This window comes from Mesorhizobium sp. Root102, from assembly GCF_001425625.1.
Taxonomy (GTDB): domain Bacteria; phylum Pseudomonadota; class Alphaproteobacteria; order Rhizobiales; family Rhizobiaceae; genus Mesorhizobium.
This window is the reverse complement of sequence record NZ_LMCP01000015.1, coordinates 1-11,533: the sequence shown is the minus strand read 5'-3', so window position 1 is coordinate 11,533 and position 11,533 is coordinate 1. Positions and strand designations below refer to the sequence as shown.

Below are 11,533 nucleotides of genomic sequence, written 5' to 3'. Positions count from 1 at the left end.
GATGACCGACGCTTCGTCCCTGCCACTCTACCCTCACCGCCATCTTCTGGGCATCCGCGATCTTTCGCCCGCCGACATCGAGCTTCTACTCGACCGGGCGGATCGCGCGGTCGCGATCTCGCGGCAGTCCGAGAAAAAGACCTCGACGCTACGCGGCCGCACCCAGATCAACCTCTTCTATGAAGCCTCGACGCGCACGCAGTCGTCGTTCGAGCTTGCCGGAAAACGGCTTGGCGCCGATGTCATGAACATGTCAGTGGCGAGTTCTTCGGTGAAGAAGGGCGAAACGCTGATCGATACGGCGATGACGCTGAACGCGATGCGTCCCGATATATTGATCATCCGCCATCAGTCGGCGGGCGCGGCGGCGCTGCTGGCGCAGAAGGTCGGCTGCTCCGTCGTCAATGCCGGCGACGGCGCGCATGAGCACCCGACACAAGCGCTGCTCGACGCGCTGACCATCCGCCGCGCCAAGGGTCCGCTGTCGAAACTGATCGTGGCGATCTGCGGCGACATCCTGCATTCGCGCGTGGCGCGCTCGAACATCATGCTGCTCAACGCGCTCGGCGCGCAGGTGCGTGTCGTCGCCCCGTCGACGCTGCTGCCCACCGGCATCGAGAAGATGGGCGTCATCGTCACCCGATCGATGGCCGAAGGTCTCAAGGGCGCCGACGTGGTGATGATGCTGCGCCTGCAGCGCGAGCGCATGGAAGGCGCCTTCGTGCCGTCGGTGCGCGAATATTTCCGCTATTTTGGCCTCGATGCGGAGAAACTGAAGGCGGCCAAGGACGACGCGCTGGTGATGCACCCCGGGCCGATGAACCGCGGCGTCGAGATCGCCTCGGAAATCGCCGATGGTCCGCAAAGCGTCATCCAGGAACAGGTCGAGATGGGTGTTGCCGTGCGCATGGCCGTCATGGAGGCCCTGCTCGACCCGCGCCGCAATCATGAGGGCCGCGGCGCATGAGCATAACGGTCTTTGAGCGCGCCCGCATCGTCGACCCCTCGCGCGGCATCGACGAAGTCGGCGCCGTCATAGTCGACGGCCGCAAGGTCGTTGCCGCCGGCAAGGCAGCGCTGAACCAGGGCGCGCCTGAGGGCGCAACCGTCATCGACTGCGTCGGCAAGGCGATCATTCCCGGCCTGATCGACGGCCGCGTCTTCATCGGCGAGCCGGGCGGTGAACATCGCGAAACCATTGCGTCGGCAAGTGTCGCGGCGGCAGCTGGCGGCGTCACCTCGATCGTCATGATGCCCGATACCGACCCGGTGATCGACAATGTCGCGTTGGTCGAGTTCGTGCTGCGCACCGCCAAGGACACGGCAAGCGTCAACGTCTTTCCGGCTGCGGCAATCACCAAGGGCCTCGACGGGCGCGAAATGACCGAATTCGGCCTGCTGCGCGAGGCCGGCGCCGTCGCCTTCACCGATGGCCGCCACACCATATCGAGCGCGCTGGTGATGCGCCGTGCGCTGACCTATGCGCGCGACTTCGGCGCCACCATCGTGCATGAAACGCAGGATGCCGACCTCGGTTCGTCCGGCGTGATGAACGAAGGCCTCTACGCAAGCTGGCTCGGCCTTTCCGGCATTCCGCGCGAAGCCGAATCCATCCCGCTGGAGCGCGACCTTGCGCTGGCGCGGCTGACACGCGGTTCTTACCATGCGGCAAAGATCTCGACGGCGATGGCGGCAAACGCCGTGACGCGCGCGAAAACCGATGGCACGGCCGTCACATCAGGCGTCGCGATCCACAATCTGTCGCTGAATGAAAACGATGTCGGCGAATACCGCACCTTCTTTCGCCTGACGCCGCCTTTGCGCGCTGAGGAAGATCGGCTGGCGATGATCGAGGCGGTCAGGGACGGCACGATCGACATCATCGTCTCCTCGCACGACCCACAGGACGTCGACACCAAGCGCCTGCCCTTCGCCGATGCGGCGGCCGGCGCCATCGGGTTGGAGACCCTGCTGGGTGTGGCATTGCGGCTCTACCACAATGGCGACGTGCCGTTGCTCCGGCTGATCGAGACCTTGTCCACCGCTCCGGCAAAACTGTTCGGACTGCCCGGCGGCACGCTGAAGCCGGGTGCTGTCGCCGATCTTGCGCTTATCGATCTCGACGAACCCTGGATCGTCAGCGAAAGCGGCATTCGTTCGCGCTCGAAAAACACCTGTTTTGAAGGCGCGCGGCTGCAGGGCAAGGTCTTGCAAACGCTGGTTGCGGGCCGCACAGTGTTTTCCGTCTAAACCGGCCACCGCGCACCGCGCCAGATCCGGTCAAACTGGGGAAATGCGGGGGAAACAATGACTTACAGCCTCATCCCAGCGCTCGTGTTTGGCTATTTGCTTGGCTCGATTCCGTTCGGGCTCCTGCTGACGCGCGCGGCCGGCCTTGGCGATGTGCGCAAGATCGGCTCCGGCAACATCGGCGCCACCAATGTTCTGCGCACCGGCAACAAGGGCCTTGCCGCCGCGACGCTGCTGCTCGACGCGCTGAAGGGCACGGCTGCCGTGCTGATATCAGGCCATTTTGCCCCTGACCTGGCGATCTGGGCCGGTCTCGGCGCCTTTCTCGGCCATCTCTTCCCGGTCTGGCTCGGGTTCAAGGGCGGCAAGGGCGTCGCCACCTATCTCGGCGTGCTAATCGGCCTGGCCTGGCAGGTGGCGCTGATCTTCGCCGTCGTCTGGCTGGTGATCGCATTCCTGTTCCGTTACTCCTCGCTGGCGGCACTGACGGCGGCCGTCATCGTGCCGATCGCCCTCTATGTCCTGAGCACACCACAAATTGCCGCCCTGTTCGTGGTGATGAGCATCATCGTTTTCATCAAGCACCGGGAAAACATTTCCCGCCTGCTTGCCGGCACCGAGGGCAAGATCGGAGCCAAGGGGTGAGCGAGCGGGCCACCGAGGTGAGCGATCGCGCCACCGCGGTGAGCGAGCCGGCCGCCGGTCCGCGCCTCAGCGACCGGCAGCGGCTGAGCTGGCTGCGGCTGATCCGCACCCAGAATGTCGGCCCCGCCTCCTTTCGCGACCTGATCAATCGCTTCGGTTCGGCCGAGGTGGCGCTGGAAATGCTGCCGGAACTGATGATTTCGGGCGGCGCCAACCGCATCGCCCGCATCCCAGCGATTGCCGAAGCCGAGGCCGAACTGGAGACCGCCCGAAAGGCCGGCGCGCGCTTTGTCGGCATCGGCGAACCCGACTATCCGCCGCTGTTGCGCAACATGGATCATCCGCCGCCGCTGTTGGCGGTCAAGGGCAATGCCGCCGTCTTCCGACTGCCGGGGGTCGCCATCGTTGGCGCGCGCAACGCATCGCTGGCCGGCATCAAGATGGCGCGCATACTGGCGGCTGATCTCGGCCGCGACGGCTACGCAATCGTCTCCGGTCTGGCGCGCGGCATCGACACGGCGGCGCATCAGGGCAGTCTGGCGACCGGCACCATCGGGGTGCTGGCCGGCGGCCTCGACCTGCCCTACCCGCCTGAAAATGAAGGCTTGTGCGAGGAAATTGCCGAGCGCGGCGCCGTCATCTCGGAAATGCCGTTCGGCTGGCAGCCGCGCGCCCAGGATTTCCCGCGCCGCAACCGCCTTGTCGCGGGTGCTGCCCTTGGGCTGGTGGTGGTCGAGGCAGCGCAACGCTCTGGCTCACTGATCAGCGCCAGGCTTGCCGGCGAAATGGGGCGGCTGGTCTTCGCCGTACCGGGTTCACCGCTCGATCCGCGCGCCGCAGGCTGCAACGGCCTGCTCAAGGATGGCGCCACCCTGGTCACCGAGGCATCGGACATTTCGCGGGCGATCGCCCCGCTGACCGGCATGCGAGCGCCCGATGTGCCGCCGTTCGAAGAGCCGCCCGACTTCTCGGCCACACCACCGCCCGGCGAAAGCGACCGCGCCCGCGTCATCGAGGCGCTCGGCCCGACGCCAGTGTCGGTCGACGAGATCATACGTCACACCGGCCTGCATCCGGCCCAGGTTTTCATGGTGCTGCTGGAACTCGACCTCGCCGGGCGGCTCGAGCGCCACGCCGGAGGACATGTTTCGCTGGTGTTCGGAAGTTCTTCTATCTGATTTGCACCCGTCCGGTGGCTTTGAAAAAAACCACACCACCCAATTTACAACTGACATGTTAGTGAGGTATCACTGCCTGCGAACTTCTTTTCGGAGACTCCGGTGACATCACGCTTTGGCCTTTCAGCCGCCCTCGCCACGCCTTTTGATGCCTCCGGGCAGATCGCCATCGCCCTCATGGTCGCCCAGGCCAAGCGTTGCCTGGCCGAGGGGTGCGGCAGCGTTACGCTTTTCGGCACCACCGGCGAAGGTGCGTCGGTGGGCGCCGCGGAGCGGCGGTCGGTGACTGAAGCCATGCTGGCTGCCGGCATCTTGCCGCATCAGCTTGTTGCCGGCGTGCTGGTCGATGCAGCCGAAGATGCCGCCGAACAGGCACGGCATGCCTTGCAACGCGGCGCCCGCAACATTCTGCTTGCGCCGCCGAGCTACTTCAAGAATGTCGGCGAGGATGGTCTTTTCGGCTGGTTTTCCGCTGTCTTTGCCGCGCTTGGTCCCCTCGCCCGTGACGTGCTGCTCTACAACATCCCGTCGGTCACGATGGTGCAGCTGCCGCTTGGCCTGATCGGCCGGTTGCGCACCGCTTTTTCGGATGTCGTTGCCGGGGTCAAGGATTCCGGCGGAGACTGGGACTACAGCGAGGCCCTGCTCGGTGCCCATGGCGATCTGGTGATCCTCATCGGCGACGAGCGGCATCTGGCACGAGCGGTGCGACTTGGCGCCCAGGGCGCAATCTCCGGCATGGCCAATTTCGTCGCCGTCGAAATCCGCGCCATGGCCGAGGACGGGCGCGACGATGCGCGCGTCGAGAGCTTCGTGTTCGAACTGCTTAAATATCCGGTCACGCCGGCGGTGAAGGTCATGGTGGCGCGCAAGACCGGCGACGACCGCTGGCTGGCGGTCCGCCCACCGCTGGAGCCGATCGCTCCGCAGGGGCAGCAACAGCTTGCCGCCGCCTACGACAGGCTGTTTGCCAAGGAATCAGCCTGACCGGCAAAGGGATACGCGCTGAAATGGAAGACGGCAGCGAACCGACCACCCTTCGGGAAAAAGCCTATGCCAGCTTCACGCGGCATTTGCTGGCCCGCGATCTGTTGCCGGGCCAGTTCGTGTCGCAGCGCGAGCTGGTTGCCTTTACCGGCCTGCCGCTCGGCGCCATTCGCGAAATCGTGCCGCGTCTCGAGGCCGAAGGGCTTCTGACGACAATCCCGCAGCGCGGCATGCAGATCGCCCATATCGACATCAGCCTGATCCGCGAGGCTTTTCAGTTCCGCCTGTTCATGGAGCGCGAGGCGGTGGCGCTGTTCACCGCCAGCGCTTCCGATGACGAGCTTGCTCGTCTGCGGCGCGAACACGAGGAGATGCTGGCGCAGGCCCAGTCGCAGGCGCCGACCCCGGAAATGGAGGCCAAGGCCCAGAGCATCGACTGGGCGATGCACGACACCTTCATCGATGCGCTGGGCAACGAGATCATTGCCAAGGCCTATCTGGTCAACTCGGTGAAGATCCGGTTGATCCATCAGGAGCGCTTCCGCATCGACGGGCGCGTCGTGCCGGTCATGCGTGAGCACCTTGCCGTCATCGAAGCCATGGAGAGCCGCGACCCGCAGAAGGCGGTCGAGGCGATCAGCCTGCACATCGACAAGGCGCGCCGGCTGGCGCTGCAAATCTGAGGAAGCATGAGCCGCGCCGCGGTCGCGGCGCAACCGACAACGACAGCAACCGGGAGGAAGAAATGTCGTCCAATCTGTCTAACCCAACCAGAAGGCAACTCTTGCAAGGAACAGCGGCACTCGCTGCCGCCGGTATTGCTGGTATACGCCCAGGCTTTGCCGCCGCCGTCGACTGGAAGCGCTTCGCCGGCACGACGCTCGACGTCAACCTGGTGAAAAGCCCGCGCAGCGACACCCTCATAAAATATCTCGCCGAGTTCGAGGAACTGACCGGGATCAAGGTCAATGCCGAGGCGACGCCGGAACAGCAGCAGCGCCAGAAGACGGTGATCGAATTGAGCTCCGGCAAGCCGAGCTTCGACGTCGTGCATCTGAGCTACCATGTGCAGAAGCGGCAGTTCGAAAAGGCTGGCTGGCTGGCCGACATATCAGGCTATCTCGCCGACCCAGCCCTTACCGATCCGGGGCTGGTCGAAAACGATTTCGCCGATGCCGGCATGCTGTTCGCCAAGGACGGTCAGGGCGTGCTGCGCTCGCTGCCCTTCTCGGTCGACTACTGGATCGTCTACTGGAACAAGGAGTTGTTCGAGGCCAAGGGCCTCAAATATCCCGAAACCTTCGAGCAGATGGTGGCCGCCGCCGAAGCGTTGACCGATCCGTCGACCAACACTTATGGTTTCGTCGCCCGCGGCATCAAGAACGCCAACACGCCGGTGTGGACGTCGCTCATGCTCGGCTACGACATGACGCCACTCGACGACAAGGGCAAGCTGCGCACGACGTCGGCCGAGGCGATCGAGGCCGCCAGCCTCTACCAAAGGCTGATGACCAAATCCGCGCCTCCAGGCGTCACCGGCTTCAACTGGGCCGAAGCGCAGTCCGCCTTCCTGCAAGGCAAGATCGGCATGTGGTTCGACGGCGTCGGCTTTGCCCCGCCGATGGAAAATCCAGAAAAGTCGCGGGTGGTCGGCAAGGTCGGCTACGGCGTCATGCCCAAGGGTCCCAAGGCGCAAGCCTCGGGCACCTTCGGCGACGGCCTCGGCGTGACGGCGGCGAGCGAAAAGAAGGAGGCCGCCTATCTGTTCTGCCAGTGGGCGGTGTCGCCGGCCATGGGCGCGCGCCTGCTGCAGGCAGGCGCTGGCGTGCCGTTCCGCAAGTCGGTGCTGGAAGACCCCAAAGTGCGCGCAGGCGTCACCATGCCGGCGAGCTGGCTCGATGCGGTGGTCGGCTCCGGCAATATCAGCCGGCTGGCGCTGCCGGTCATCATCCCGGTCACCGAGTTCCGCGACATCTATGGCGTGGCGCTGACCAATTTGATCGCGGGCGCCGATCCGGCAGAGGAGCTGAAGAAGGCCACCGAACAATTCCAGCCGGTCCTCGACAGGAGCGAGCAAGGCTGATGTCCGCCACCACCCCAGAACGCACCGGGGTGATGACGCAAGCCATCGAAGGGAGCCAGACGATCCGGCTGGCTCCCAACTACTGGCCTTTCGTCGTTCCGGCACTCGTCGTCGTCGGCGCCGTCATCGTCTTCCCCTGGGCCTTTACGCTGTGGATGAGCGTCAACCGCTGGACGCTCGGCCAGTCGCGAAGCTTTGCCGGGATGGAGAATTACCTGCGGCTGGCGGTCGACCAGCGGTTCTGGGAATCGCTTCTCCATACTTTGAGCTACACCTTCCTTTCGGTTGCCGCGCCAATGCTGCTCGGCACGGTCGCCGCCCTGATCTTCGACGCCAGGTTTCCGCTGCGTGGCCTGTTGCGTGGCGTCTTTGTCATGCCGATGATGGCAACGCCCGTAGCCGTGGCGCTGGTTTGGACCATGATGTTCCACCCCCAGCTCGGCGTCCTCAACTATCTTCTGTCGCTGGTCGGCATCCCGGCGCAGGAATGGATATTCAACGCCAACACGGTCATCCCTTCGCTGGTTGCGGTCGAGACGTGGCAGTGGACGCCGCTGGTGATGCTGATCGTGCTGGGCGGCCTGGCGTCCGTGCCGCGCGAGCCGTTCGAGAGCGCCGAAATCGATGGCGCCAATGCCTGGCAGCAATTCCGCTATCTCACTTTACCGATGATCGCGCCGTTCCTGATGATCGCGGTGATCATCCGCACCATCGACGCACTGAAGAGCTTCGACATCATCTACGCGATGACCCAGGGCGGACCGGGCACTGCGTCGGAGACCATCAACATCTATCTCTACAACACCGCCTTCTCCTACTACGACATCGGCTATGGCTCGGCCATGGCCGTGGTGTTCTTCATCGTCATCGTCGCCCTGTCCTTCATCCTCTTGATGTTGCGCCAGCGCTCCCAGTGGATCGGCGTGGAGGGCAAATAGATGAGTTCACGGCTGCTCAACCAGATCGGGCTGTTCTTCGCGGCTCTGGTCTTCGTCTCGCCGGCGATCCTGTTCTTCCTCTGGATGATCTCGCTGTCGCTGAAATTCGAGATCGACAACGGCGCCTATCCGCCGATCCTGATCCCCGAACATCTCGCCTGGTCGAACTATGCAAAGGTGTTCGAGGAGAACAATTTCCTGCTCTATCTCTGGAATTCGGTTCTGGTGACCGGCACGGCGACGCTGCTGGCGCTGCTGATCGGCGTGCCGGCCGGCTATGGCATAGCACGGCTCAAGGCCGAACGATCGGCGGTCGTCATCATGATCGCCCGCATGACGCCGGGGCTTTCCTATCTCATTCCGCTGTTTCTGCTGTTCCAGTGGGTCGGCATTCTCGGCACGCTTTGGCCGCAGATCATCATCCATCTGGTGGTGACAGTGCCGATCGTGGTCTGGGTGATGATCGGCTATTTCGAAACCACGCCGATGGAACTGGAAGAAGCGGCCAACATCGACGGCGCCAGCTCCTGGCAGGTGTTCCGGCTGGTCGCCTTGCCCATCGCCAAGCCGGGCATCGTGGTCGCCTTCATCCTGTCCGTCATCTTCTCATGGAACAATTTCGTCTTCGGCGTGGTGCTAGCCAGCCGCGAAACGCGCACGCTGCCGGTCGCCGTCTACAACATGCTTTCCTACGAGCAGGTGAGCTGGGGGCCGCTCGCCGCCGCGGCACTGGTGGTGACGCTGCCGGTGCTGGTCCTGACCATGTTCGCACAAAGGCAGATCGTCGCGGGACTGACCGCAGGCGCCGTCAAGGGCGGCTGAGGCGCGGTCCGACATCACATTTTTTTCGAGGGAAACCCAATGGCATCGGTCACAATCAACAACGTGCAGAAGGCCTTCGGAACGGCCAGGATCATTCACGATGTCAGCGTCGATATCGCCGATGGCGAATTCGTCATCCTGGTCGGCCCGTCGGGCTGCGGAAAGTCGACGCTGCTGCGCATGATTGCCGGGCTTGAAACGATCTCGGGCGGCAAGATCGCCATTGGCGATCGCATCGTCAACAATCTGCGGGCGCGGGACCGCAACATCGCCATGGTGTTCCAGAACTACGCGCTCTATCCGCATATGACGGTGGCCGACAATATGGGCTTTGCCCTGAAGATCAAGAAAGCCGATCCTGCCGACACCGCCAGCCGCGTCGGCAGGGCCGCCAGCATCTTGGGCCTCGACAAGCTGCTTGACCGCTACCCGCGCCAGCTTTCCGGCGGCCAGCGCCAGCGCGTCGCCATGGGCCGCGCGATCGTGCGCGACCCGCAGGTTTTCCTGTTCGACGAGCCGCTGTCCAATCTCGACGCCAAATTGCGCGTCCAGATGCGCGGCGAGATCAAGGCGCTGCACCAGCGGCTGGGCACCACCACCATCTATGTCACGCATGACCAGATCGAGGCCATGACCATGGCCGACAAGATCGTCGTGCTGCATGACGGCCTTGTCGAGCAGATCGGCGCGCCGCTCGATCTTTATGACAGTCCGGCCAATCTGTTCGTTGCCGGCTTCATCGGCTCGCCCGCCATGAACTTCATTGCCGGCCATGTCGAGGAAGGCGTGTTCCGCAGCACCGGTGGGCTGACCTTGCCGCTGCCGGAAGGCGTCAATCTGGGAAGCGTTCCAGCGGGCGAACTCATCTACGGCATTCGTCCCGAACATATCCGAGCAACGACTTCTCAGGGTATTGCCGGCTCGATCATGCTTCTGGAAGCCACGGGTTCGGAAATCTTCGCCAGGGTCGACTGCGCCGGCGAAGAAATCTCCTGCCTTTTCCGGGAGCGGCTTGCGCTGAAGCAAGGCGCGCAGATGCGAATCGAGATCGACCGCGCCTGTGCTCATCTGTTCGACGCCAAGACCGGTCGGCGATTGTAGGGCAAAGGTCTGATATCCCAGCGCAAGGTCTCAAGCGACGGTTGGCCCTTGCCACTCGCTTCCCTTGGCGGCAATCTCGGCTCAAAGAGCCGCTCATCGGGTGGATGTCGGCGTGACAGGATCTTGCCATGACCCGCGATCAGATGCTCGCTCACCTCCGATCCGCCGGCGCCGTGGCGCACGAGGCGGCGGCGCATGGGCATCATCCGTTCGGTTGCGTGCTGGTCGGACCGGACGATTGCGTGCTGATGCGGCAGGGCAATCTCGACACGGTGCGCCATGCCGAGACAGAGCTCGCCCGGCGCGCCGCGGCGACCTACGAGCCGGAGTTTCTCTGGACCTGCACGCTGGTCTCAACCGGTGAACCCTGCGCGATGTGCACCGGAACGCTCTACTGGGCGAATATCGGCCGGCTGGTCTACGGCTTCGAGGAGGCCGAGCTCCTGGCGCTCACCGGGGATCACGCGGAGAATCCGACGATGAGCCTCTCTTCGCGCACCGTACTCGACTCCGGCCAGAAAAAGATCGAGGTCTTTGGCCCTTTTCCCGAAATCGCGGACGAGCTGCTCGCACCGCACCGCGATTTCTGGAAGCGCTGACGGCTTCTTGCCAGTCGGCAAACCCGATCAATGGCAACTGTCGGATCGATCGGAGCCGTAGTGTTGCCGCTGCGCGCGTGGGAAAGCCCCCGCTGGCTATGGTGGATTTATAGTGCCCTTCCCGAGAGATGGGTGACAGTTCATTCCGGATAGATGGGTTACACTTTCGGCCCTTTGCAAGGAGAGCAAGGTGCCTTGGAAGGAGTGTAACGTCATGGAGGAGCGGCTGAAGTTCGTTGCCCGGCTGCTGGACGGCGAGAAGATGGCGGTGCTTTGCCGGGAGTTCGATATCTCGCGCAAGACCGGCTACAAGATCCTATTATAGTGCCCTTCCCGAGAGATGGGTGACAGTTCATTCCGGATAGATGGGTTACACTTTCGGCCCTTTGCAAGGAGAGCAAGGTGCCTTGGAAGGAGTGTAACGTCATGGAAGAGCGGCTGAAGTTCGTTGCCCGGCTGCTGGACGGCGAGAAGATGGCGGTGCTTTGCCGGGAGTTCGATATCTCGCGCAAGACCGGCTACAAGATCCTCACGCGCTACAACGACAGCGGCTTGGAAGGACTGACGGACCGGTCTCGCCGGCCCTACCGCCACGCCAATCAGCTTCCGTTTCAAATCGAGAAGCTGATTGTGCGCCTGAAGCAGGACAAGCCGAACTGGKGAGCGCCGAAGATACGCGAGCGGCTGGCCCGGCTGTACCCGGATGTGCACAGGCCAGCGATCTCGACGGTGCATGCGGTTCTGGACCGCCACGGCCTGGTCGAGCGCCGCAAGCGGCGACGCAACAAGGCAACGGGGACAGCGCTTTCCCACTCCTGTCGACCCAATGAACTGTGGTGCGCCGACTACAAGGGCGAGTTCATGCTCGCCGATCGGCGCTATTGCTATCCGCTGACCATCACCGACTTCGCCAGCCGTTATCTCATCGCC

At 63.7% G+C, this 11,533-nt stretch carries 12 protein-coding genes and 1 pseudogene; all 13 read left to right on the top strand.

Going from position 1 to position 11,533, the window contains the following annotated elements:
* Position 1 precedes the first annotated feature (1 nt).
* Entirely contained in the window at positions 2-967 is a 966-nt protein-coding gene (locus ASD12_RS15475; protein ID WP_056587495.1) for an aspartate carbamoyltransferase catalytic subunit, read from the top strand.
* Complete coding sequence (locus ASD12_RS15470) at positions 964-2,250, top strand: dihydroorotase (RefSeq protein ID WP_056587492.1); 1,287 nt, start codon at positions 964-966, stop codon at positions 2,248-2,250. Before ASD12_RS15475 ends, ASD12_RS15470 begins: the two co-directional genes overlap by 4 nt.
* A 57-nt stretch (positions 2,251-2,307) precedes the next feature.
* Positions 2,308-2,895 carry a glycerol-3-phosphate 1-O-acyltransferase PlsY gene (gene plsY / locus ASD12_RS15465; RefSeq protein ID WP_056587489.1) on the top strand — a complete coding sequence of 196 codons (588 nt, stop codon included), beginning with the start codon at positions 2,308-2,310 and terminating at the stop codon, positions 2,893-2,895.
* A 38-nt stretch (positions 2,896-2,933) separates the two neighbouring features.
* A complete protein-coding gene (dprA, locus tag ASD12_RS15460) occupies positions 2,934-4,073 on the top strand; it encodes a DNA-processing protein DprA (RefSeq protein ID WP_056587825.1) in 1,140 nt (379 codons plus the stop codon).
* Between the two features lie 102 nt (positions 4,074-4,175).
* On the top strand, positions 4,176-5,060 hold the full coding sequence (locus ASD12_RS15455; RefSeq protein ID WP_056587486.1) for a dihydrodipicolinate synthase family protein: 885 nt from the start codon (positions 4,176-4,178) through the stop codon (positions 5,058-5,060).
* A gap of 23 nt (positions 5,061-5,083) precedes the next feature.
* Positions 5,084-5,743, top strand: a complete 660-nt coding sequence (locus ASD12_RS15450; RefSeq protein ID WP_056587483.1) for a GntR family transcriptional regulator — start codon at positions 5,084-5,086, stop codon at positions 5,741-5,743.
* A gap of 62 nt (positions 5,744-5,805) precedes the next feature.
* Positions 5,806-7,143, top strand: a complete 1,338-nt coding sequence (locus ASD12_RS15445) for a sugar ABC transporter substrate-binding protein (RefSeq protein ID WP_056587479.1) — start codon at positions 5,806-5,808, stop codon at positions 7,141-7,143.
* Positions 7,143-8,081, top strand: coding sequence for a sugar ABC transporter permease (locus ASD12_RS15440; protein WP_056587476.1), 939 nt, complete (start codon positions 7,143-7,145; stop codon positions 8,079-8,081). The genes ASD12_RS15445 and ASD12_RS15440 overlap by 1 nt, the downstream gene beginning before the upstream one ends.
* Positions 8,082-8,903 (top strand): carbohydrate ABC transporter permease, encoded by an 822-nt coding sequence (locus tag ASD12_RS15435; protein ID WP_056587473.1) that lies wholly within the window; start codon positions 8,082-8,084, stop codon positions 8,901-8,903.
* A 39-nt stretch (positions 8,904-8,942) separates the two neighbouring features.
* A complete protein-coding gene (ugpC, locus tag ASD12_RS15430; RefSeq protein ID WP_056587471.1) occupies positions 8,943-10,004 on the top strand; it encodes a sn-glycerol-3-phosphate ABC transporter ATP-binding protein UgpC in 1,062 nt (353 codons plus the stop codon).
* A gap of 128 nt (positions 10,005-10,132) precedes the next feature.
* On the top strand, positions 10,133-10,603 hold the full coding sequence (locus ASD12_RS15425) for a nucleoside deaminase (RefSeq protein WP_056587468.1): 471 nt from the start codon (positions 10,133-10,135) through the stop codon (positions 10,601-10,603).
* A 190-nt stretch (positions 10,604-10,793) separates the two neighbouring features.
* Positions 10,794-10,919: pseudogene (locus tag ASD12_RS34630) on the top strand (integrase); the annotation flags it as partial.
* Positions 10,920-11,029: 110 nt separating this feature from the next.
* Positions 11,030-11,533, top strand: a 504-nt coding sequence (locus ASD12_RS15420) for a helix-turn-helix domain-containing protein (RefSeq protein WP_156398597.1), incomplete at its 3' end; no start/stop codon positions are given.